The sequence below is a fragment of the Burkholderia sp. SIMBA_051 genome, from assembly GCF_046534915.1.
In the GTDB taxonomy this organism is placed as follows: Bacteria; Pseudomonadota; Gammaproteobacteria; order Burkholderiales; family Burkholderiaceae; genus Burkholderia; species Burkholderia ambifaria.
In genome coordinates this window covers 30,740-52,763 of the sequence record NZ_JAWRXS010000012.1, presented here as the reverse complement: position 1 = coordinate 52,763, position 22,024 = coordinate 30,740, and the positions used below count along the sequence as shown (strand labels likewise).

Sequence of the window (22,024 nt, the reverse complement as noted above, 5' to 3'; positions counted from 1 at the left end):
TTTTGTTGTAGCGAGAAATTGAATCCGCTTTAATGAAATTTTTCTCAGCACCGTCGCCCGCGACGCGCCCGCCGATGCGCAACCGCCTGCCCCCGCTGAACCCGCTTCGCGCGTTCGAGGCTGCCGCCCGGTGCGGCACCGTGTCGGCCGCCGCCGACGAACTGCACGTGACCGCGAGCGCGGTCAGCCACCAGATCCGGATTCTCGAGAGCACGCTCGGCGTCGCACTATTCGTCAGATCAAAAGCCCGCGTGAAGCTCACGCCCGAAGGCGAGGCATTGCTGGAACCGGTCGGCGCCGCGTTCGACATGATCGCGAACGCCACCGTCAGGCTCGATTCGCCGGCGGCCGCCGGCGATCTCGTCGTGTCGACGCCGCTGTCGCTCACGTCGCGCTGGCTCGCCCGGCATATCGGCGATTTTCTCGAGCGTTATCCGGGGATCCATCTGAAAGTGATTCCGTCGAACGACGATCGCGAGACCTACTCGCCTGACGTCGACGTATGCATTCGCTACGGGGAAGGCAACTGGCGAAACCGGCGCGTCGAGCTGCTCGCGCATCCGGCGCTGTTCCCGGTCGTGAGCCCGGCGCTGATGAACGGGCCCGATGCGATCCGCAAGGTGCAGGATCTCGCGGGACGCACGCTGTTCTGCGAGCACGCGGGCTCGTGGACGCGCTGGCTGGCCGAAGCGAACGCGGACAAGCTGCCGGGCATCCGCATTCTGGAAATCGGCAACGCGCACATCGGCGTCGAAGCCGCGGTGCACGGGCAAGGCGTCGCGCTCGGCGACAGCCTCTCCGTGCGCGACGACCTGCTCGACGGCACGCTCGTGCGGCCGTTCAGCGCGGCGGTGCCATCGCGTCATGCGTACTATCTGGTCACGCGTCACGAGCTGGCCGATTCGCCGCTCGTAACCGCGTTCACGACGTGGTTGCGCGCCCGTCTGGCGTGACGCGCGGGCGCGCGGCAGCGGGCGGACTCAGGTAGCGAGACTCGCCAGGTCGTCCCATACCATCACGATGTTGTGCGATCGCCAGATCGGCCCCGGGTCGACATACTCGCCCGCCAACCGGCCGTGCAGCGACGCGTAAAAGGCGATCGCGGCATCGTTTCCCTTGACGACACTCAACGCCGCGCCCCGATACCGCATCTGCTGCAAATGCGTGGCGAGCCGGGCGAGCAGCGTGCGGCCGATGCCGCGACGCTTGAACCCGGGATCGACATACAGGAACTTGATCTCGCCACGGCCGCCGAAGATCGGCTCCGACGGCGCGCCGGCCGCGCCGATTCCGACGATCGTGCCGTCGATTTCCGCCACGAGCACCAGTTGGTCGCCATCGTTCGACGCCAGCTTCTCTCGCCATTTCCGGCCGCGATAGTGCGCGTCGAGGACGGCATGCGCTTGCGCCGGCGCGAGATCGCGATAGGTATGGCGCCAGACCTTGACGTGAAAATCCGCGATCGCCTGCGCATCGGCGAGGCTGGCGGATCGGATGGATAGTCCGGACATGGAAGCGTCTCTCGGGCGGCTTGGCGCGCGCGGGTGGCGCGGCGCACACGCCGGATTGTCGATGATCCGGGCGAGGATGTCAGCATCTTGCGGGCATGGCGGATCAGTGCGGTACCGCTTCCGCGTTGCGGACGCTGCGCAGGAACCGCGTCAACGCTACCCGCTGCGGCCGCTCGAAGAGGTGTTCTGCCGTCCCGCGCTCCCACCCATGCCGGCTTCTGACCGACCGAATCGCGCAACCGGCAAGTCGTCAAATCGACAACTGACCGTCAATGCAAGTGACAGCGACTCCACCGACCTGGATGCGCTGATCGGTCACGGCCAAGCGGAGAACACCCGCCCGACCAACGACCTTGCCCTGCGATGCCAGGAACTCGCTGCCGAAGTGAGCGGTTTGGCCCGTATGGCGAATGAAGACGCCGACAGCGCCATTGCCGCTGCCGCAAACCGGATCTTCATTGACCCCATGTGCGGGAGCGAATGCGCGAACCTCGATCCGCGAAGGCGCCTTTTCGTCGTACTCCCCGAAGATCACAACACCCGTTGCTTTGGCCTTGGTGTCCTGCACTTTCATGCGCTGCAGATCGGGCTTGGTCGATAGCACGGCCTGCGCATCAGCAAGCTGAGCGACGATCCAGCGTGCGCCGACGTCGATCAAACTGGGTTTGAACTGGCGGCACAATGAGCTACCGAGGATGGCGTCCAACTCATCGATCTGAGCATCGTCCAGCGGGGTGATCGTGGACTCCGGGAGATCAAACGAGATCCACTGTTCGCCATCGTCCTCGCGCGCCACCTTCAGCCTGATCAAACCGGCGCTGCATTCCTGGATGAGCGTTCCCTCCTTTGCGTGGACGAGACCCGCCTCGAGAAGCGCATGAGCGGTCCCGATGGTGGGATGGCCGGCGAAGGGCAATTCAGCTCCGGGTGTAAAGATGCGAACTCGATAGTCTGCCTTCGGGTCCATGGTCGGCAATACGAAGGTTGTCTCCGACAGGTTCGTCCAATTGGCGATTTGCTGCATCTGTTCAGTGGTCAATCCATCGGCGCGCAACACAACCGCGACAGGATTGCCTTTGAACCGTACGCTGGTGAAGACATCGACTTGCTTGAAAAGGATATTCGACATGGAAGGCCCTTGGAGCATTGATATATTCGACAAACGCCGCCCGGAATCAATGACGAACGTCACAGCGACCCAGGCGGCGCACTCTCTCTACAGATTTTCGATAATGAATTCCGGAACCATTTTTATCGCGGTCGAGAAATTGGAGAAATTCGGCGACGTCTTCACGACAGCCCGATGCAATTCTTCCAACTGCTCGCGGGATGCATCGGACTTAACCCTGACCGTATAGTGTACCTCTTCGTACCCTGGCTTGACTGCCGGATCGATGCCGAGGAAACCACGAAGGTCCAGCTCGCCGACCGTTTCAATTTCCAGCTTGTCGAGCTTGATTCCCATTGCCGCTGCATTTGCCGCAAAACCTACTGACATACAGGCATTCAGAGCCGCCATCAAAAGCTCCTGCGGATTCGGCGCACTATTCTCTCCGAGAAGTTCACGTGGCTCGTCCGCGTTAATGTCGAAATGGCGATTGAAAGTCTCGTCGAAAAGCACGTATTCAGATACGACGCCGACTGTCTTTGCTTGCCCCATCCATTTCGTATTTACCTTGAATTTAGCGGTCGCATTCTCGCCACTATTCTTGGCCTTATCAGCCATAGCGCCGAGCGCCACCAGATCAATTCCATTCATTTTCATCATTTCACCCTCTTTTCATTAACGCCTACGCTGGCATCCCACTACCGCGCTCGCGAAGTTGATCGCCCGTTGTTACGCTCCGTACGCGCTCCGGCAGCCTCACGCCGGTTCGTCCACCGAGGACATGACGAGGAGAATTCGTTTTTGTCTGTTGATACGACTCGTGATGAAGCTGGCTGGCGGGTTGGCGTAGCGTAAGATTCGACGTTTTCTTTTCTTCTGGCAAACGAGATAAAGTTTTCCCTTCCGAAATAAAAACTTTCACGCTACCTCGACAACCGCCTCGCGCCGGCGATCAATGTCACCGTCGAACCGTTCCGGGCCTTGGTCGGACGCCACTTCATTTCGTGGATGAAAGGGGGGCACTTGTGCCGCACCTCGGCCTCAATGGACAGCCGCCACTCGCTCCATCGGAACGAGGTTCAACGTCGGGTCGAAATCTCGATTGCTTCCCTGACATCCTTCTCTTTGAAGCCCATAGCTTCGATCAGCGGACGGAATAACCCCGGGGCTCTGGCGATCAATGCGTTTTGTTTCGGCAGCACGACCATGTCTCTACGGTTCTCGATTCCGTTGACAATGCCATCCACCACGCTTTCGATTGAAATCATCTTCCAAATTCCGCCACGATTTCCTCCCCACAATTTCAATCCCGCCTTGTCCGAATGAACTTGTTCCATCATGGGAGTTTGGAAGAATGTCGGATGCACGCTGCCGACGTCGACCCCCATGTGTCGGACCTCGAGACGAATGCTGTTACACATCGCCCACACCGCAGCCTTACTTGCGGTGTAGTGGGCTTGCAACGGTGAATGAACGAATGCAGCCATGGAAGAAACCGCCATAAGATAGCCTTGTCGTTGCGCCACATATGGAATACTCGAATGGAACGTCCGCCAGACGCCGGTCAGGTTGATATCGATGACACGCTCGAAATTTTCTGGATCTGCCGAGATCAAAGGCTCGACGCAATCGATTCCGGCATTCGCGATCACGATGTCAATCCCGCCAAAATGCCCTGCAGCCGCCTTCATCGCGGCATTGACGCTGCTCATCGAACGGACATCGGTTTCAAACGCGACGGCCGATTGCCCAAGTGACGCTTGTTGCGCATGCAGCGCACGGCGGTCAATATCGAGAAGTGCGACTCGCGCCCCTTTGTCGACCAGCGCACGAGCAAGACCGCCTCCCAGCCCTCCAGTAGAGCCGGTTATGGCGACGACTCGGTTGCGAACATCATATTTTTTCATGGATTTCTCTCTATTTATTAATCAACGAATCTTTGAAGGAAGGTGATTTGATCGCTGACTGCCCGCTCAAAGGCATAACCGACATAAATGTCGAAATGTCCGAACGGATATATATTCACAAATCTTTTGGGTGCACGTTTTGCGTGACGCAACGTCGTACGCGTGGGCGCGACGGTATCAGGATCACAAACACAGAACAGCACCGGGCAGGCGATCCGTGAAGTCTTGCGACCGGGAAAATAGCGAATGATTTGAAGAGCGAACCGGGCTGCCACGTAGTTACGAAAGACCGGTGACATATCGTTCGGCACCAACTTCAGGTAGCCAGGTTCGGCATCAGGAGCCACCATTAATGCGGCCTCCCCGGGCTTCCCGGCTATCGGGATGGTCACCGGGTGCCCTCCCAACCATGCGCGGAATTGATCGCGGATCGCTCTGGCAGTTACCTTGATTAGTGTTCCTAATGGTAAAGCGCAAACAGAAGCCAGCCCATCCGTGAACGGACACTGGGCAATGACCGCGGACACGTGAGCGTTGTCGGCCGCGATGGTCAGTGCATGCCCTCCCCCAAACGACGATCCCCAGACAATCACTCTCTCTGCGTTTACGTCGGTTCGTGTTCGAGCAAATGCTATCGCGGCCCTCCAGTCTTGTAGCTGCTTGCCTACATCAAGCAACTGCCGCGGCTCGCCGCCACTGCTGCCGAAGTGCCGATAATCAAACACCAGACAGGCAAATCCAGCCTCGCAGAATCTGTGAGCAAACGCGTCCAGTCGCATTTCACGCGTGCCGCCCAGACCATGTGCCATCACGATCACCGGGGCCGGCCTGCTAGTGTCCGGAAGGTATAGCCAAGCTCCACAATCGTCGCCCTCGGAAGGGAACGTCACCTCAAGCCGCCGCATGAGCACCTCCGTGTAGTGAAATCCATTGTTGGAGTGGACTCTAAATTTTGAAAAAGGTAAAGTCAACCCATGGATACACCAACCCTGACCCGCACGCAGCGCCGAGCCGCTGAAATGCGGCGTACGCTCGTCGACATTGCGGAGGACCTCCTGATCGAAGGAGGTGTGGCTGCCGTGACGGCTGAAGAGGTCGCGCGACGCGCGGACGTTTCCCTTCAAACTGTTTACAACCGGATCGGCCGCAAACCAGCGCTGCTCATGGCCATCGCCGAGCGGGCCATGGAGGAAAATCACGCGTTCATTGACGAGGCGTATAGCGCCTCCGGTACGGCAGAAGAACGCGCGTTAAGCGTGTTCAACGCGTATGTGCGCTTCGCATTCGAGCGTCCGCAACAGTTTCGTATCCTCGCCAATCCGCCGGATGAACCGGAAGCGATCGAACGCATCGCGTCGATGGCGCGTCAGCAGAACGCGAAATTGGAAAGCATTATTCGGGACGGGATCGCGGCTGGCGACTTTCATGCAGACCTGGAACCTGAAAGTGCTGCCAACGCGCTGTGGGCAATGATGGATGGTGTCCTCTGCCTGGCTTTGCGAAGCGACGCCATGCGCCCAAACAATGTTGCCCCGGAAAATTTGGTCCGCGAAACCTGGAAAGTGCTCGCGCGCGGTATGCAAGCTCGCTGACCCGAACAACGCTCAGCGAATGCCAGGGGACAGGTATGCGGTCGTGACAGAGAAGCACTGGCTCTTTCGACGATCAGAGACCTGTTCCGTCATGCTGCGTCGCCTCGGCGAGCAACCAGTCACGAAAGGCGACCAATCTCGGCAAGCTGGCGCACTCCGGCCGATAAACGACGTAGTAGGCCAACTCGGATGCAACGCTGATATCCGGGAATAGTCGAACCAATCGTCCGCTCGCGAGATCATCTCCCGCCATGACGCTGCGTGCGAGCGCAATGCCGTGTCCCTCGATCGCAGCCTGGAGCACCGCGGCGGAATTGTTGATCTGCATGCCGCGCGTGGGAGGCGCGTTCGTCACACCCGCTTTCTTCATCCATATCTCCCAGGTCGGAAAGCCTGCGTGGCCGTCCATCGACAAGTCATGGATCAAGGTCTCGCGCACGATGTCTGCCGGTTTGCGCAGACGCCAATGCTGCCGCAGCAGTTCCGGCGAGCAGACCGGATAAACCTCCTCGTCCATCAGCTTGTCCGCCTTGAGGCCCGACCAGCTTCCCATCCCATAGCGCACACCGATATCGATCCGCTGGGCCACGAAATCGACTGACTTATGGTTCGTATCCAGGCGCACGTCCGTGTCAGGCCATGCGGCCTGGAACCGATCGATACGAGGTAACAGCCACTTGGCGGCAAAAGCCGGGCTGACCGTCACGGTAAGCACACCGCTGGTCGAGATCTCCTGCAACCGCTCCAAACCCAGCGTCAGCCGATCGAAACCGGCCCTGATGTCCGGCAACGCGCGTTCGGCCATCTCCGTCGGGACGAGCCTCGCTCGCCCACTGGTGCTTCGAAGAAACAACGGCGTGCCCAACCAATCCTCGAGTGTGCGCACCAATTGCCCGACCGCTGCCGGTGTGACGTTCAGTTCCACCGCAGCCGCAGAGAAGCTCTGATGGCGAGCGCTGGCCTCAAAGGCCCGTAATGCGTTGAGATGGACGGGAGATTTCATGGAGACAAAGTTTTTCTTTCAACATCGGACACTTTATCTCGTTTGTCGGCGGATGCAAACAGGCAAAGAATTACTCCCATGTCGACGGTCAGTAGCTTCCGCCCGCGACGTGGTCGCAATGCAAATACGGGAAAAAGCAGCACCCATTTATCTGTTCGCATTGGTTCCGATGGCGGCTGGCGGAAGCCCGGACAGTCGCAGTCTGCCGCACCGGCGGGGCATCGAAGTAGCGAGCCGCCCGCGCCGTGCGAGTTTTTCTTCTAGTCCAACACCTGCCCATCGGCGGGTATACAACAGAGGTTTCGAGATGAGCAACCAATTCAAGGGCAAGAAACTGCTGGTCGTCGGCGGTACCAGCGGCATGGGCATGCAGTCGGCGCGCATGGTGCTGGCCGAAGGTGGCAGCGCAGTAATCGTCGGCAATCGTCCGGAGAAAACGGAAGAAGCGCGAGCGGAACTGGCCAAGCTCGGCCAAGTATGGGCAGTGACCGCGGACCTGTCCAGCGACGACGGCGTAGCGACGCTGCTCAAAACCATCGACGAACAGCACGCCGACATCGATCTGCTGGTCAATGCCGCGGGTGTGTTCTTCCCCAAGCCTTTCCTCGAGCATACCGGCGCGGATTATGACCAATACATGAAGCTGAACAAGGCGTTCTACTTCATCACGCAGAAGGTCGCCGCCAACCTGGTCGCCAACGGCAAGCCGGGCGCCATCGTCAACATCGGTTCGATGTGGGCTAAGCAGGCCATCGCAGCCACGCCGTCGTCCGCCTATTCGATGGCGAAGGCCGGTCTGCACTCGCTGACACAGCACCTCGCGATGGAACTCGCGCCCAAGCACATCCGTGTCAATGCCGTGTCGCCGGCGGTCGTTCAGACCCCCATCTACGAGGGCTTCATCCCCAAGGCGGAAGTCCACACCGCACTGCAAGGGTTCAACACGTTCCACCCGATCGGCCGCGTGGGTACGCCGCAAGACGTCGCGGAAGTCGTCGCATTCCTGCTCTCGGACAAGGCGAGCTGGGTCACCGGCGCGATCTGGGATGTCGACGGCGGCGTGATGGCCGGCCGCAATTGAGGTACGGCGCACACGAGCGCCGCGCAGGTTCGCATCAACTTCCACTTATCAAGGAGAACTGCAAATGGTCTATCTGCAAATTACGCTGAAGGTCGCCCAAGGCAATCGCGCTGCAGCTGCCGGTATTTATCAGAAATACAAGGCGCCGTTCCTCGAGACCATCGAGGGTGCGAAATCCAAGGAACTGTTGGTGCGAGACGACGATGTCCAGGTGCTGCACGGCTTCGATACCGAAGCGCATGCGAGCGCTTATCTGCAAAGCGAGTTGTTCAACGCCGACGTCGTGGGCGCCCTCAAACCGCTGCTCGATGCCGCACCCGATGTGCGCATTTACCAGACGGTGTAATTCCATGTCGCCGGGCCAATGCTGACACCCGGCGTCTCAATTCTCAACAGGAGCAAAAGCCATGATGCAAGACTGGAATTCCTACCGCGACGACCTGCTGGAACGCGTGGGCGATTACGCGAAGCAAAGCCCCGAGGTCGTGCGCGGTCTGATGACAATCGACAACGCCGCCGCGAAGACCGGCCATCTGGAAGCGAAGATGCACGAGCTGATCGCGCTGGCCGTGGCCGTGACCACGCGTTGCGACGGCTGTATTTCGGTTCACACCAAGAAGGCCGTCGAGGCCGGTGCGTCGCTGGAGGAGATCTCCGAGGCGCTCGGCGTTGCGATCGCCCTCAACGCAGGTGCTGCGCTGACCTATTCGGCACGCGTCATCGAGACCTATCAGCAATTGCCCAACAAGTAAGCAGTACGAAAATGAGCTGGCCGCTCGACGATGAGACGGCCAGCCCACATTTTTCGATCCGATGTCTGGAAGAATCCATGCTAATCAACGCCGATTTCTCGCGCCGCGCGATCGTCACGCCACACGAATACCAATGGGTCGCGTCGCCCCAAGGGGGCGTCGAACGCGTCATGCTGGATCGTGTGGGCGCAGAGAAAGCGCGAGCAACGAGTATCGTACGTTACGCCCCAGGTTCACATTTCCCACGCCATCAGCATCCAGCCGGCGAGGAAATCCTCGTGCTCTCAGGCACTTTCTCTGATGAGGGCGGCCACTATCCGGCCGGTTGGTATCTCCGTAATCCGCCCGGCTCCTGTCATCAGCCGTCGAGTCGTGAAGGCGCCACGATCTTCGTCAAGCTACGTCAGATGCCGTTACATGAGGCGCGCCGTGTCCGCGTGGACACCCGTGACCCAGCCGCTTGGCGCAGGCAGAACGGCCGCGACGTCTGTCCACTGTTTGCCGGCGAGACCGAACAAGTCTGCTTGCACCGCGTGGCGCCGAACGATGCTCTCGTCACGGCGCAGGGAGACGGTACCGAACTACTCGTCCTGACGGGTGCCGTGGTGGCAGAAGGCGAAATTTACGGTCGCGGCAGCTGGATCCGGGTTCCCGCCGACGACTCCCTCAACGTCGTCGCTGCTTCGCAAGGAGCCACTGTTTATCTCAAGACTGGTCTTCCGGTCGCCATCGGAGCGGAAGTATAGCCATGCAAACAGCTCGCATTGCCATCATCGGCGCAGGATTAAGCGGCCTTTATGCCGCCTGGTTGCTCGAGCGCCAGGGCATCCGGGACTACGTGCTGCTGGAAGCACGCGATACGCTCGGCGGCCGGATCATCTCCGTCCCGGGTCCGGGACAGGCTTCAGCCGACGCCGATTTCACTGCGGACGCGATCGACCGCTTCGACCTTGGGCCCACCTGGTTTTGGCCCGAGTATCAGCAGGAGCTGCGACTCCTCGTCGACGCGTTGGGCCTGGAACAGTTCGAACAGTTCGAAACGGGCGACATGATGGTGGAGCGCTCACCTGATGAGCCACCGGTGCGCATGCGCGGCTATGTCAACTCGCCGGCCTCGATGCGCGTGATCGGCGGCATGAGCTCGCTAGTGGATCGCCTACGCCGGGCGCTGGATCCCCAGCGGGTTATCACCGGCCAGTCGGTGAACCGCATGCGCATCGTGGACGGGAATGTCGAGCTGGATAGTGAAGACGCTTCCGGCGGCTTCACGACGTGGCGCGTCGCACAGGTATTGCTGGCGCTGCCGCCCCGCCTCGCCGAAAACACCATTTCGTTCGAGCCGGAGCTTCCACCCATGCTGGCGCGGCAATGGCGCGCTACGGCGACCTGGATGGCTCCCCACGCAAAGTACATCGCGATCTACGATACGCCGTTCTGGCGCGATCAGGGACTCTCCGGCGAAGCCCGCAGCGCGCGCGGGCCGTTGGGAGAAATTCACGACGCCTCGATGCCTGGCGGCAGCGCGGCACTGTTCGGCTTCTTCGGCGTGCCCGCCCAGGTTCGCCAGAACGTATCCGACGAAGTGCTGTGCATGCATAGCCGCGCGCAGTTTGTGCGCCTGTTCGGCCCGGCGGCAGCCGCACCTCGCGCGGAATTCATCAAGGACTGGGCACAGGAACCCTATACGGCGACGTCCGCTGACCTCGTCGCTGCGAACGCGCATGCCGCCGCCCCTGTCGCGACGGTTTCTTCGGGTCCATGGAGCGGGCGCCTGACCGGTATCGCCAGCGAATGGTCACCCCACTTTCCCGGCTATCTGGCCGGCGCGGTGGAGGCAGCCGGGTTAGGTGTGCAGGCGCTCGTTTCGCGCATCACAACGGGAAACACTTCTTTGACGACCGCGTCTCACTGAGGAGATGATCATGGCGGAGCAACGTTTCGATTTTCACGGCGCGCACGGAACCCTTCTGTCCGGCCGGCTCGAAAGCCCACAGACCACGCCCCGCGGTTGGGCGATTTTCGCTCACTGCTTCACGTGCGGTAAGGACAGCGTCGCTGCAGCACGCATTGCCCGAGCCCTTGCGTTGAGCGGAATCGGCGTGCTTCGTTTCGATTTCGCTGGTTTGGGCGGTAGCGGAGGCGAGTTCGCAAATTCCACTTTCGCGGCAGATGTCGATGATCTCGTGGCGGCCGGCCGCGCCATGGCCGCCTCAGGCCGCGCGCCTTCCCTGCTGATCGGTCATAGCCTCGGAGGCGCGGCCGCGTTGGCCGCCGCGGCCGATATGCCCTCGGTGCAGGCTGTCGCAACGATCGGCGCCCCTTCGAGCGTCGAACACGTTCTCGGGCTGTTCGGGAACGATTCGCTCGCGCAAATCGAAGCAGACGGTGAAGCCGAGGTTCTGCTTGCGGGACGCCCGTTCACGTTCCGAAAGTCGTTTCTCGACGATGTGCGCCAACAGAAGCTGGAGGATCGCATTGCACGCATGCACAAGCCCTTGCTTGTGATGCATGCGCCCGGTGATCGTATTGTGGACATTCAACATGCAACGCGAATCTTCGTCGCCGCGCACCATCCGAAGAGCTTCGTGTCGCTCGACGACGCCGACCATCTGCTGACTCGTCGGCCGGATTCGGACTACGTCGCGTCGGTGGTCGCGGCTTGGGCCGTACGCTACCTGCCCGCGGCAGCCGCCGATATACCCGATATTTCCGAGGGAGACGGCGTATTGGCCGAGGAAACAGGCAACGGGCTGTTTCAGTTGGCCATGCGCAGCGGAAAGCATCAGTTCCTGGCCGACGAACCGGAGTCCGTTGGCGGGATGGCAAGCGGACTATCGCCTTACGAGTTCGTCTGTGCCGCGCTCGCCGCATGTACGGTCATGACCATGCGCATGTATGCGCGCCGAAAAGGCATTCCGCTCGTGCGTGCATCTACTCGGGTGACGCATAGCAAGCGCCCCGATCAGACACCCGCGGACCTGTTCGCTCGGACGATCTCCCTCGAGGGGCCACTCGACGACGAGCAGCGGCAGAAACTCCTGGCAATTGCCGACCGGTGCCCCGTCGATTTGACGCTCGTCCGCGGCTCGGATGTCAGCACCACGCTCGAAACGGAAAGCGAAAAACTGGTGATCCAGTCGAATGATTAGGACGCTCTCCTGACAATCTACTCATATCAACGAATTGACCATGAGATTAAAGGGTAAACCGCCTTGATTACCGGGCCGCATGGGAGAGCCGATGGAAATTGCCCAGGCCGTGCTCTTCCTTGCCGGCGATGATTCACGCTACATGATGGGCGCCGAAATCGTCGTCGATGGCGGATTCGCGCAGCTCTGAGAACTTGAGCCGCGCGGAACACGCAGCGCTCGATCGAGCATGGTCCATGCCCCAGACCCAGCGTCTGGCCGTGCCGGTGCGCTAGTGCCTTCATACCTTTCGACCACACCAGGAGCAACGATCATGAAAACCGTCTACCGTGCGATGCAAATAACGCGCCCCGGCTTCCTTGAACTAGTGGAACGTCCGACACCCACACCGGGCACCGGCGAAGTGCTGATCGAAGTAGAAGCCTGCGGCATCTGCGGCGCCGACGTCGGCGACGTCGAAGGAGCCAGTACGGAAGTACAACCTCCGCGTGTGCCCGGTCACGAGGTGGTCGGCCGCATCGCCGCGCTCGGTGCGCATGTTCCCTCCATCTGGAAGGTGGGTCAGCGCGTGGGGGTTGGTCGGCTCGGCGGACATTGCAACGAATGTGTCCAGTGCCGAAAGGGACACTTTCAGCTCTGCCAGAATCAACCCTTCGTCGGTGCAACATGCGACGGTGGGTACGCCGAAATGATGCTCGCACGCGCCACCGGGCTCGTATCTATTCCGGACGAACTCGATGCCGAGGAAGCGGCGCCGATTCTCTGCGCCGGGATCGCCACGTTCAACGCGCTGAAGAAGTGCGGTGCCCAAGCTGGCGACACCGTCGTCGTCCTGGGTATCGGCGGCTTGGGACATATGGCGCTGCAATACGCACGCCGCATGGGCTTCCGAGTCGTCGCTGTCGGACGAGGCAACGACATCGCCGATGACGCGCTCGCGCTCGGCGCACACATCTACATCGACACCGAGCAGGAAGATGCAGTGGCCAAGCTCGGCAGCATGGGTGGCGCGCAGGCCATTTTGACCACGATCGCTCATCCGGGCACCGTATCGGCACTAATGGGCGGCCTGGCACCGCAAGGACGGTTGGTACTACTGGGCGCCGGCAAGGATCCGTTGCCTGTTTCGACCGGCCAAATGGTCGTGGGCGAGCGCAGCATGCTCGGCTCAATCACCGGCACGCCGTACGAAAATGAGTCGACGCTTGCGTTTAGCGTGCTGGCTGGTGTTCGTCCGAAGATCGAGGTCATGCCGCTGGAACAGGCCAATGACGCATACCGGCGGATGAAATCCGGCGACGTCAAGTTTCGCATGGTCTTGACAACGAGTGCACGCCGGAAGTGATTCCCGAATCAACAGAAAAAAACGAGCAATGGCAACACTAATTCGATTGCCGGTTCGGCCCATATATCACGGTAGCGATCTTCTGGTCGAGATACTTGAAGACCATCGCACTGTCGACTTTCCAAACGTCGCTGCGATCCTACAAGATGCTCTCCATTCTGTCCGAGTGCCGCATCCAGATGGCCTCGATGATCCACGAAGCGCACTAACTCAGGATCGCTATTTCAGCTATTGGAAATATGCTCGCGGCTACTATGAAATAGAACAATATTGGGAGACTATCCGTCACCGCCTCAATCAACAACTCGTCCCTAGTCGCGGACATCGAACGAGCACTCCTGTTGACAGGGAAACTCGTCAAGGAAGAAACAGATTTCGGCCAGTTCGAGTGACGGGTGGCGGCTTACGCAAGTCGGGTTGGCCACCGGGCGCCTTGCTACTAGCCCGGCCCATCGCTGGCGGCCGCGAGAAGCGGCACGACCAGATCACTGATCGGCGTCGAAATTCCGTGAGCTCGTCCGCATCGCTGCACCACGCCATTCCGGCAGTCCCATTCGAGCGGGCGGTTGCCCTGCCGGTCGGCAAGAATGGACGTCCCCAAATCGGGCGGGAATCGATGGAATCCGTCGACGATCTCCCGCGGCACTTCATCGCCCAGCTTCGCGCCCTCCGCACGGGCGACTTCGAGACATTCCCGCAGGTAGGCGAGCGACAGCTCGGTGATGTCGCTTCGCGAGAACATGCCGGCGCGGCGGCCAGTCAGCACCATCAGTCCCGCCACCGCGTTCTGCAAAAGCTTTCGCCATGCGAGCGAGATGAAATCGTCCGCCACCTCGACCGGGCATCGCGTGCCGTGCAACGCCGAGACCACCACGTTGCTCGCCGGCGTATCGGGCAAAGTGAGCCGCGGTTTGCCGCGCAGCCACACCAACGCATCCGATTCGCGTTGCGCCGGAAACCAGACGACCGATGGCACGATCGCCGCGCCGGCCGCATATGGCGCGAAGGCGGCTGTTTGCTCGACGCCATTTTGCAGCACGCAGACAACCGTCTTCGCATCGCATAGCGCCGGGATCCAGGGTGCCGCGCTCGCCACTTGCGTCGACTTGACCGCAACGAACACGAGATCGAACCTTTCGTTGACCGCTTGCGGATCGGTCCGCACGGGACCGGGCACGACGATCTCGCCGCCATCGAAGCGCAGCGTCAACCGCTCGTGCGCCGAGCGGCCGCAGATCACCGGCGTGCGGCCAGCGTCATGAAGGGCTGCGGCAACGGTCGTTCCGATTGCGCCCGGACCGACAACGGCCACGGTCGGGTAGTCAGACTTCGTCATGGTGTTCATCCTCTCGAGTGATCTCCGAGATGCGGGCGCAGTGCGAGCACGAGCGGAAAAATTGCCAGAGCGGTGAACGCGGTGGCATACGTAGCGGCCTGCACACCGATCCTGTCGCCGAGGAAACCGTAGAGGACAGGCGATATCGCGCCCGATGCGATCGTTCCCGTGTAGAAAATCGCGAATGCGCGCTCCGTGCGCTCGGGCGCGGACATCTCCGGAACGGTTCCGTACAGCACGGACGACGTGCCGTTGAGCATCATGCCCAGAATCGGCAGCAGCACCATGGTAAGCGCCAACGGCAGATACATCACGCCGATGATGCATGCGGCCGTACCGCCTTCCGTGAGCAGCACAGTCCTCACCACACCCATACGCGCGCCAAGCCAGCCACAAAAGAATTTGCCGGCCGCCCCGCCAATGAAAACAAGCGCAAGGGCCGTTCCCAGCAGTTGAGGCGAGATGCCTTTCGCGTTGAGCAGGAAAGGCAGAAAGGTAAGCAGTCCCATGCGTACGGCCGTATCGAGCACGCCGATGGAAAACAGCGCGTTGAATCCGCGCCCCCGGGTGCCCGTGCGTTGAGCGGACGCTTGCTCTTTTGCCGCCGTCTTTCCCGCGCCACGTGGCACGGCGGGAAACCAGAGCGCGATGCCGGCGGCAGCGACGCAGCCCAATCCAGCGACGACCCACAGCGCGTGACGCCACGGCATCATGGTCACGAGCAGCGAAATGGCTGCCGGCAGCGCGGATTTCCCCAGATCGCCGGAAAAGTTGTAGAGGCTCAGTGGGCCTCTCGCGTCACGCCCATAGGTGCGGGAGATGGCGCCCGATGCGATCGGATGTTGCGTGCTGGATCCACCGCCCGATATCGCCAGCGCCACGCACAAACCGAGCAGGCCACCCGACATGCCGGCGATTGCATAGCCCAGCGCGGCGAGCAGCGTGCCGATCGCGAGGACGGCGCGACTACCGAGGCTTTGCGCGAGGCGTCCTGCCGGCAACTGCAGCACCGCCATCGTGCCGGCATAGAGGCCGCGCAGGATAGCCAGGGCCGCGAAGTCGAGCCCGAACTCGGACTGCCATACGGGCAGCAGCGCGTAGATCATGTCCGTATAGCCATCGTGGAGTGCGTGTGCAATGCACGAGAGCCATAGCACGCGCGGTCGTGATGGCACAGCGTCCCGCATGACGGGAGGGGAAAAAACCGGCAAGCGCATCGACGTTCTCTCTATACGAGTGGCTGATGGAAGCCACTCGTGGTGTGTTCTTCTGGTTGGACGCGTCAATTTTATGGCCGAGGTATCAGTCATATCAATTGAGCTAAAATCGCGTCAACGGAGAGAAAAAGTCACGTACGTCATGAGCGAAAGCCGAGGTGCTGCGAAGAATCGGGACGAGTTGCCGCCGCTCAATGCGCTGCGCGCTTTCGATGCGGTCGCGCGGCACGGCAGCTTCGCGGGCGCGGCGGCGGAGCTGCATGTCACCCATTGGGCCGTCGGAAAACAGATCCGGCTGCTGGAGGACTGGTTCGGCCTGCCGTTGTTTGACCGTCGTCCGCGCGGCGTCGTGCTGACCGACGAAGGGGCCGTATTGCTGAACGACGTCAGCCACGCGTTCGAACACCTCGGTACCGCGGTGGTGCGGCTGCGCCACAACACCCTCACGCACCGGATATCGGGCGTCGTGCGGGTCAATGTGCCGATGAGCTTCGCGTTTTGCTGGCTGCTGCCACGGCTTGCCGATTTCCATTCGCGGTATCCCGACATCGACGTCAGGGTGTCGACGACATCGCGCAAGCTGCGCTATGTCGCCGACGCTTTCGATATCGGTGTTCGCTCCGGTCCGGAACAGGGTGCGGGCGTCGTATCGCGCCCGTTGATGCCCGACCTGCGCGTGCCGGCCTGCAACCCCGCGTTGCTGCGCCAGCATCCGATACAGAGCGTGGCCGATCTGCGCCATCACACGCTGCTGCATTCGGCCACGACGCGCTCAGCGTGGTCGCACTGGTTGCGGGAAGCGGGCGCCGCCGATCTGCGCACAGCGCGCCATGTCGAATTCGATCATGTGAATCTTCAGCTCGGCGCGGCCATCGAGGGGCTGGGCGTGGCGCTGGCGTCGCTGCCGTTGATCGGGCGCGATCTCGCCGAAGGCCGCCTCGTGTGCCCCATCGCATCGCCTGTATGGCGCGCCGACGACTACACGCTGGTGACGAACGCCGATCGCGCCGACGATGCCGCGGTGTCCGCGTTCGAGCAATGGATGGAAGGCATGGCGAGCCAAGAGGCTGGATAGGCTCGCAGATCAGGGCAGGCGGCACACCTTCCGTCGGCGCGCCCGTTTGCGCTGCGGCAAGCGCGCAAGACGCCGCGCGACGCGATTCCACCTTGCCGCTTCATATTTCCGAATGCCTATGCAGTAGGAATCGTGCCCCCATCAATCACATACTCCGTTCCGGTGATCGTGGCTGCGCGCGGAGAAGCCAGGAAGGCAATGAGGTTCGCCACCTCGATGGGTTGCGACGGCCGCCCTAGCGGAATACCGCCCAGCGAATTCATGATGATCTTTTTCCCGCCCTCGTAGTCCGTGCCCGCCTGCAAGGCAAGCCGCTCGGCCAGCGCCACGGATGCCTCTGTTTGAACCCACCCGGGCGCCACCCGAACGACACGAATGCCCTTCGGTGAAACCTCTTTCGACAGGCTCTTGCTGTATGTCGAGAGCGCGGCCTTTGCCGCCGCATAGGCGGTGGTCGATTCCGGCAACGGAAGTTCGCGTTGGATCGAGGTGACGTGAATGACGACGCCGGCACCCTGTGCCAACATGCCGGGCAACAATGCACGATCCAGCCGGACGGCAGGAAGCAGATTGAGGTTCAATTCTTGCCCCCACTCGTCTTCACCCAATGCGGCGAACCCTCCACCAGGTGCCATCGAACCACCCGCGACGTGGACGATGATGTCCACGCCTCCAAAGTGGTCCGTGACGGCCCTTGCCACCGCATCGCAGCCGTCGACTGTCGTCAAGTCTGCTGCGACGAAGACGTCAGCCAACGTATCGGTCGGCTGTCCTCTGGCCGTGGTGAGTACTTTTGCGCCGAGTTCGTGGAACAGGCTGACGACGGCCTTTCCGATCCCCTTGGTGCCTGCCGTCACCAACACGCGCTTGCCTTGCAATTCCAGGTTCATGGCCATCAACCGATCTCCAACGCCTTGATCTTGTCGCCTTCCAGGCTGAACACATGATCGAGCTGGACAGGACTACCCGGGAAGTTGCCGACAACATTGACCGCGACCGTCAGCCGACCGCCTTCCTGGGAAGCGCTGACTGGCTCCGCGGTGTACTCGTATTTCTTCCGCGCCTCCCGTCGCCACGACTCGATGGCACCATGGCCTCGGTGCGTCCGGCCTTCGTCAACGACGAACGCATCCTGCGAGAAGACACGCACGATGTGCGCGATGTCCTCGCCATTGGTGATCTTGAAGTAGGCAGAGACTGGATCGGGTAGTGAAAGGGACATGGTTGCGTTCTCGCTATAGTTGGCTGTACTGGTATTTTCGCCATAGACTATCTATTCAACAAGAACGCACCGGAAAGTAAGTTACTGCGCTATGGGAAAGATATACACGCCCGCGACCGCCGCACTGGGAGTAGAGGAAGTTCTTCGACTGCTGGAAGGTCGATGGAAACTGATCATCCTTTTCCATTTGTTCGATGGAAAAGTACAACGCTATTCGGATCTCGAGAAGTTGATCCCCGGGATTTCCCAGAAGATGCTGGCCCAACAACTTCGGCAACTGGAATCCGATGGAATCGTGTCGCGAAAGCTGTATCCGCAAGTGCCGCCGAAAGTCGAGTACCGTCTAACGGATTGGGGGCAGGCTTTGTGTCCTGCTTTGGACGCGATGCTGAAATGGGCGGAAAAACGCGAAGCCATGGTTGTGACGCCCGTTCCGGACGACAACACTGACGACTGATGATTGGGTTAGCCGACAGAACGCTTCCGCGGCGGAGGCGGCCCCGCGTCGTCAGAAATCGCCGCTGGTAGACTGACTCACAGCGACCGCGGCCATCGCTCAACGCGGTCGATTTTCGGTGGATCTTCGCGCAGCGTTAGAATAGCGCCCCTTCTCATGGGAGACGACAATGTCCTGGTTCATTTACGAAGTGCCCGAATACCACGAAGACGCCGCGCGCATCGAGCCCTTTAGCGACCTGCGTAGCCGTGTGCTGAAAGTCAGTGGCCCGGCCATGGCCGACGAACTGGAAAGCGTTCGCGAGAACGCCGCGGCGACAGCGGACACACCCGAGCGCCCGCTGCGTACTCCGGAAAATCCGCATGTCTTTCCGATTCCTTACGCCGACTCCATGATCCTGGTCGGGTTCATCTTCGATCTGAAACGCGAATTCCGGCAACTGGTCGTGTCACCCGTGGAAATGCCCTGGCTGAAAGACGCGTAAAAGGCGGTCTGAACGGAAGCCGACGGGAGCGTTGTGCTCATTCGTGCAGCACTTCGAATTCGAGCTTGTGCGTCGCTCAAGCATTGAACGCAGCGCCTTCCGGATGCCGATATCGCGCCGGCCCCGGATCGCAATCACAGCGCACCAGCCGCGCGCACCGTCGCGAAGTTGGCCACCACGATCGCAATGATCGACACGAACCATCCGACCGTCACGCACTCCGATTCCACTCAAACACGTTACGCCTCGTCTCGATACCCGTCGAGCCCAATTTCCCGCCGAACGCCGCTTCACCGCAGCAAAAATATGCCCCGCACGCGAGGTTGGATGCGCGTATGATGAATTTGCCCGAGTGCACGTAAGCGGCTTGACTGCTCACCCCGCCCCCGCCCCTCTCTCGCACGTGTCGTTGCCCCTTTCGCGTCACCCCGCCATGCGTCGGCGATCCGGAAAGAACGGGCTCATCCTCACGGTTCGTCGCCACGAGCGCCACCCGTTCGTGACGAGTTTTCGCCGCTCAGCGAACAAAAATTTCAAATCCAAAAAGGAAGGTGGCAATCATGAGCTGGTACTGCGATGTGGAGCACGAGCTGGCGAATATCAGGCGATCGATCGGATTACTTGAAAAGACGCAACATGCGTTCGTCAACCGATCGTCCGTCAATGATCCCGCGTACTGGCGAGTCAAGCTCAACAAGCTCCGCTTGCGATTCGAGCGCAACAAGGTGCTCGAACTCCAGATGGATGAGCTTTTTGCTCGCCTCCAGCGAATCCAGGATGCGAGCTTCCGCAAATAAGCGTTTGCCGAGCGCGTGCGGGAACTCGACAGTCGCGGCATCCACTCCGTATGACCCGGGAGCAACATCATGATTGACGCCAACCCGAACATCACGTTTCGGCACCTGCCGCTCACAGTCGAACAAGACGCGGAAATTCACCACTACATCAAGCGGAAAAGTCAAAAAGGCGAACCGTGGGACACGCCGGAGTTGGCGACGATGCTTCGGGACATGCTCGATCCGCCTCCGAACGACGACGAAGAGCCCGAGGCGGATATCGAAGAAACGAAATTGGCCTGCGAGTATGCATTGGCGTCGGTCGACGAAGCGATGGAATCCGTTTCCGCAAGCGAAGCGCGACAGGCAGTGATGGAAAGCGAGGAGATGAAGCGGCCGTGAATGTAGCGCGCCGCGATGGCCGAAGCAGCGGCGTTACCGTTCCTCGAGTTCAGCCAAATTGAGCGGCCAGCCATTCCTCCGCCCACTTCGTTGCATACGCAACTGCATCGTCACGCACATCGAAGCCGGCCAGGTCGCCGCTGACGTGCACTTCTCTCTCGTCGCCGTCCTCCAGAATCGTGATGATCCTCACGTGCGCGATGAATTCTCCGTCAGCCCTGCGCGGCGTCGGATCGATTCGGAACCGCGTCGAATTGATGAGCATTTGCCACCCCTCCGTGGCCGGTTTCCGCGAGCCGTGCTGCGGCAGAAGCCGCGCAGGAACGCGCGTCGGACCTTGAGCATTCAACCGTATCGCGGCATGAACGGGGAGCACGTGGCCAACCGTCATGTGTATTCACCGCGAACGCGAGCCTCGTACCGGTTAATCAACCTCGACGAGCAAGCAGAAGTTCAGTGCGCCTATCGGTGACCACGACGTTCGATCGCGGCCACGACAACACTGATCACATGGCGGGCAACACTCGCGTCGGTCATCCCTGCGTCGAGGTATTGGCGAACCTTCATGCTCTGCGATTGACGGGAGCCGTTCTCGTTGTCCATCACGAAAACGTTGGCACTCCCGGCATCAGCCATCAGCACAACGTGAATCGTCTTGCCGCACGCAATCGCTTGCATATTCAGGGTCACCATGGACGAGCCCGGTTCGAGTCATTGGGATCTCAAGTATGCTCGTCAACATCCAGTCGTATTCGCCTATAAACCCCTCCTTTCCGGTCGTTTCATCGGCGATTCGTACCCTGTGAGCACATTCGGCTTATATGCACGACTGCATCGGCTCGATATCGTGGTTCGTTCGGACGTTCATGCATGGAACGTCTCACGAGCCCCGTTTCCAACCGGCACGCTAGGTCCGCCGGACATACCGCTCCGACACGACCGAGCGCTGCTGGATCCATGCGACGGCGAGTTCCAGTGCTTCATTGCGCGCCGCCTGCGCATCGGCGAAGTCCCCATCGACGCCGAGCGTGCGTGTTTCGCCGACACGGTCGGTGACGATGGCCGATGCCGCGTAGCGGCCACCGCCGGTGGCGGTTACCACCGGCCGGACCTCGCAGCCGTGATACTCGATGACGTTGTCCGTTTGCATACGACACCTCCTGCAGTGCATCGCCGGGGCGCGGGCGACACGATGTCGGCTGTCGCTGCCGCAAGCCCGACGCACGATGAAAACCTTGTCGTTGAGATCGCGCAGTCCATCACTCAGCGCGTCCAGTAGCCGCCTCCCTGCTTCATCATCCGCCGTTGTCAGCACTCTGCCGGCTGCGGCGTGGTGTGTCGCTCGGGTGCAGCGCATCGAGGAACGTTTTGCCCTTCTCGGTCAGGTAGGCGCGGCGTGCGCCTGCGGCGCAATGTTCGAGCATGACCAATTGGCGCTCCAACAGTGCGTCGAGCTCGGCGCGATTCATATCGATCTGGTCCGGCGCCTGGCGAACCAGCATCAAGGTCGCAAATTCGTGCGGGCTGAGCATTTTGGTCTCCCATAAGACATCGTCCCAATGCAGGGGCACGGTGCAGAAAAGCGACGCGTCGTGCAGGCCGTATGG

The 22,024-nt window shown here is 60.8% G+C and carries 29 protein-coding genes; 15 read left to right on the top strand and 14 right to left on the bottom strand.

Features of this window, described 5'->3' with window-relative positions:
• Positions 1-74 precede the first annotated feature (74 nt).
• Positions 75-953, top strand: a complete 879-nt coding sequence (locus tag SB771_RS26615) for a LysR substrate-binding domain-containing protein (RefSeq protein ID WP_175662144.1) — start codon at positions 75-77, stop codon at positions 951-953.
• Between the two features lie 27 nt (positions 954-980).
• Here the strand turns inward: SB771_RS26615 and SB771_RS26610 are convergent, their stop codons facing one another.
• The 5 genes from SB771_RS26610 to SB771_RS26590 all read right to left on the bottom strand — a co-directional run bounded on the left by SB771_RS26610 (position 981) and on the right by SB771_RS26590 (position 5,431).
• Positions 981-1,511, bottom strand: a complete 531-nt coding sequence (locus SB771_RS26610) for a GNAT family N-acetyltransferase (protein WP_175662108.1) — start codon at positions 1,509-1,511, stop codon at positions 981-983.
• 250 nt (positions 1,512-1,761) lie between these two features.
• Positions 1,762-2,640, bottom strand: coding sequence for a PhzF family phenazine biosynthesis protein (locus tag SB771_RS26605; RefSeq protein WP_175662109.1), 879 nt, complete (start codon positions 2,638-2,640; stop codon positions 1,762-1,764).
• An 87-nt stretch (positions 2,641-2,727) separates the two neighbouring features.
• Positions 2,728-3,276 (bottom strand): OsmC family protein, encoded by a 549-nt coding sequence (locus tag SB771_RS26600; RefSeq protein WP_175662145.1) that lies wholly within the window; start codon positions 3,274-3,276, stop codon positions 2,728-2,730.
• Positions 3,277-3,698: 422 nt separating this feature from the next.
• Positions 3,699-4,526, bottom strand: a complete 828-nt coding sequence (locus SB771_RS26595) for an SDR family NAD(P)-dependent oxidoreductase (RefSeq protein WP_175662110.1) — start codon at positions 4,524-4,526, stop codon at positions 3,699-3,701.
• 17 nt (positions 4,527-4,543) lie between these two features.
• On the bottom strand, positions 4,544-5,431 hold the full coding sequence (locus SB771_RS26590; protein ID WP_175662111.1) for an alpha/beta hydrolase: 888 nt from the start codon (positions 5,429-5,431) through the stop codon (positions 4,544-4,546).
• A gap of 69 nt (positions 5,432-5,500) precedes the next feature.
• Here SB771_RS26590 and SB771_RS26585 point away from each other — a divergent pair, with 69 nt between their 5' ends.
• Entirely contained in the window at positions 5,501-6,118 is a 618-nt protein-coding gene (locus SB771_RS26585) for a TetR/AcrR family transcriptional regulator (protein WP_175662112.1), read from the top strand.
• 73 nt (positions 6,119-6,191) lie between these two features.
• Here SB771_RS26585 and gcvA (SB771_RS26580) read toward each other — a convergent pair whose 3' ends face one another.
• Positions 6,192-7,121, bottom strand: coding sequence for a transcriptional regulator GcvA (gcvA, locus tag SB771_RS26580; RefSeq protein ID WP_175662113.1), 930 nt, complete (start codon positions 7,119-7,121; stop codon positions 6,192-6,194).
• A 307-nt stretch (positions 7,122-7,428) separates the two neighbouring features.
• On the opposite strand from gcvA (SB771_RS26580), the gene SB771_RS26575 reads away from it, so the two are divergent.
• The 8 genes from SB771_RS26575 (at position 7,429) to SB771_RS26540 (ending at position 13,448) form a co-directional block, all read left to right on the top strand.
• A complete protein-coding gene (locus tag SB771_RS26575; RefSeq protein ID WP_011661318.1) occupies positions 7,429-8,202 on the top strand; it encodes an SDR family NAD(P)-dependent oxidoreductase in 774 nt (257 codons plus the stop codon).
• 64 nt (positions 8,203-8,266) lie between these two features.
• Complete coding sequence (locus tag SB771_RS26570) at positions 8,267-8,548, top strand: hypothetical protein (protein WP_012372478.1); 282 nt, start codon at positions 8,267-8,269, stop codon at positions 8,546-8,548.
• Positions 8,549-8,609: 61 nt separating this feature from the next.
• Positions 8,610-8,954: a carboxymuconolactone decarboxylase family protein gene (locus SB771_RS26565; RefSeq protein ID WP_105834166.1), complete on the top strand. Its 345-nt coding sequence runs from the start codon at positions 8,610-8,612 to the stop codon at positions 8,952-8,954.
• 77 nt (positions 8,955-9,031) lie between these two features.
• The gene (locus SB771_RS26560; protein WP_175662146.1) at positions 9,032-9,700 is read left to right on the top strand and encodes a cupin domain-containing protein; all 669 of its coding nucleotides are present in this window, start codon (positions 9,032-9,034) and stop codon (positions 9,698-9,700) included.
• A 2-nt stretch (positions 9,701-9,702) separates the two neighbouring features.
• Positions 9,703-10,866, top strand: coding sequence for a flavin monoamine oxidase family protein (locus SB771_RS26555; RefSeq protein ID WP_175662114.1), 1,164 nt, complete (start codon positions 9,703-9,705; stop codon positions 10,864-10,866).
• 10 nt (positions 10,867-10,876) lie between these two features.
• A complete protein-coding gene (locus tag SB771_RS26550; RefSeq protein WP_175662115.1) occupies positions 10,877-12,103 on the top strand; it encodes a bifunctional alpha/beta hydrolase/OsmC family protein in 1,227 nt (408 codons plus the stop codon).
• 79 nt (positions 12,104-12,182) lie between these two features.
• Positions 12,183-12,293 carry an SDR family oxidoreductase gene (locus tag SB771_RS26545; protein ID WP_410721211.1) on the top strand — a complete coding sequence of 37 codons (111 nt, stop codon included), beginning with the start codon at positions 12,183-12,185 and terminating at the stop codon, positions 12,291-12,293.
• A 123-nt stretch (positions 12,294-12,416) separates the two neighbouring features.
• A complete protein-coding gene (locus SB771_RS26540) occupies positions 12,417-13,448 on the top strand; it encodes an alcohol dehydrogenase (protein ID WP_175662116.1) in 1,032 nt (343 codons plus the stop codon).
• Between the two features lie 439 nt (positions 13,449-13,887).
• Here SB771_RS26540 and SB771_RS26535 read toward each other — a convergent pair whose 3' ends face one another.
• Together SB771_RS26535 and SB771_RS26530 are read right to left on the bottom strand one after the other, a co-directional pair.
• Entirely contained in the window at positions 13,888-14,784 is an 897-nt protein-coding gene (locus tag SB771_RS26535) for an oxidoreductase (RefSeq protein ID WP_175662117.1), read from the bottom strand.
• Between the two features lie 5 nt (positions 14,785-14,789).
• Positions 14,790-16,001, bottom strand: coding sequence for an MFS transporter (locus tag SB771_RS26530; RefSeq protein ID WP_175662118.1), 1,212 nt, complete (start codon positions 15,999-16,001; stop codon positions 14,790-14,792).
• A gap of 142 nt (positions 16,002-16,143) precedes the next feature.
• Between SB771_RS26530 and gcvA (SB771_RS26525) the strand changes: the two genes are divergently transcribed.
• Positions 16,144-17,076 (top strand): transcriptional regulator GcvA, encoded by a 933-nt coding sequence (gene gcvA, locus SB771_RS26525; protein WP_175662147.1) that lies wholly within the window; start codon positions 16,144-16,146, stop codon positions 17,074-17,076.
• A gap of 116 nt (positions 17,077-17,192) precedes the next feature.
• On the opposite strand, the gene SB771_RS26520 is transcribed toward gcvA (SB771_RS26525), so the two are convergent.
• Both SB771_RS26520 and SB771_RS26515 read right to left on the bottom strand, forming a co-directional pair.
• Entirely contained in the window at positions 17,193-17,972 is a 780-nt protein-coding gene (locus SB771_RS26520; RefSeq protein ID WP_175662119.1) for an SDR family oxidoreductase, read from the bottom strand.
• Positions 17,972-18,298 carry a nuclear transport factor 2 family protein gene (locus SB771_RS26515; RefSeq protein WP_175662120.1) on the bottom strand — a complete coding sequence of 109 codons (327 nt, stop codon included), beginning with the start codon at positions 18,296-18,298 and terminating at the stop codon, positions 17,972-17,974. Before SB771_RS26515 ends, SB771_RS26520 begins: the two co-directional genes overlap by 1 nt.
• A 91-nt stretch (positions 18,299-18,389) precedes the next feature.
• Here SB771_RS26515 and SB771_RS26510 point away from each other — a divergent pair, with 91 nt between their 5' ends.
• The 4 genes from SB771_RS26510 to SB771_RS26495 all read left to right on the top strand — a co-directional run bounded on the left by SB771_RS26510 (position 18,390) and on the right by SB771_RS26495 (position 20,417).
• Positions 18,390-18,755 (top strand): winged helix-turn-helix transcriptional regulator, encoded by a 366-nt coding sequence (locus SB771_RS26510; RefSeq protein ID WP_175662121.1) that lies wholly within the window; start codon positions 18,390-18,392, stop codon positions 18,753-18,755.
• A 169-nt stretch (positions 18,756-18,924) separates the two neighbouring features.
• Positions 18,925-19,239 (top strand): hypothetical protein, encoded by a 315-nt coding sequence (locus SB771_RS26505; RefSeq protein WP_011661271.1) that lies wholly within the window; start codon positions 18,925-18,927, stop codon positions 19,237-19,239.
• Between the two features lie 560 nt (positions 19,240-19,799).
• Positions 19,800-20,036 carry a hypothetical protein gene (locus tag SB771_RS26500; protein WP_011661270.1) on the top strand — a complete coding sequence of 79 codons (237 nt, stop codon included), beginning with the start codon at positions 19,800-19,802 and terminating at the stop codon, positions 20,034-20,036.
• 69 nt (positions 20,037-20,105) lie between these two features.
• The gene (locus SB771_RS26495; protein ID WP_175662122.1) at positions 20,106-20,417 is read left to right on the top strand and encodes a hypothetical protein; all 312 of its coding nucleotides are present in this window, start codon (positions 20,106-20,108) and stop codon (positions 20,415-20,417) included.
• A gap of 49 nt (positions 20,418-20,466) precedes the next feature.
• Here the strand turns inward: SB771_RS26495 and SB771_RS26490 are convergent, their stop codons facing one another.
• From SB771_RS26490 to SB771_RS26475, 4 genes are all read right to left on the bottom strand, one after another.
• A complete protein-coding gene (locus SB771_RS26490) occupies positions 20,467-20,682 on the bottom strand; it encodes a hypothetical protein (RefSeq protein WP_105831556.1) in 216 nt (71 codons plus the stop codon).
• Between the two features lie 197 nt (positions 20,683-20,879).
• Positions 20,880-21,110 carry a hypothetical protein gene (locus SB771_RS26485; protein WP_175662123.1) on the bottom strand — a complete coding sequence of 77 codons (231 nt, stop codon included), beginning with the start codon at positions 21,108-21,110 and terminating at the stop codon, positions 20,880-20,882.
• 214 nt (positions 21,111-21,324) lie between these two features.
• Positions 21,325-21,567, bottom strand: coding sequence for a hypothetical protein (locus SB771_RS26480; RefSeq protein ID WP_175662124.1), 243 nt, complete (start codon positions 21,565-21,567; stop codon positions 21,325-21,327).
• 145 nt (positions 21,568-21,712) lie between these two features.
• Entirely contained in the window at positions 21,713-21,949 is a 237-nt protein-coding gene (locus tag SB771_RS26475) for a hypothetical protein (RefSeq protein ID WP_175662125.1), read from the bottom strand.
• Positions 21,950-22,024: the final 75 nt, after the last annotated feature.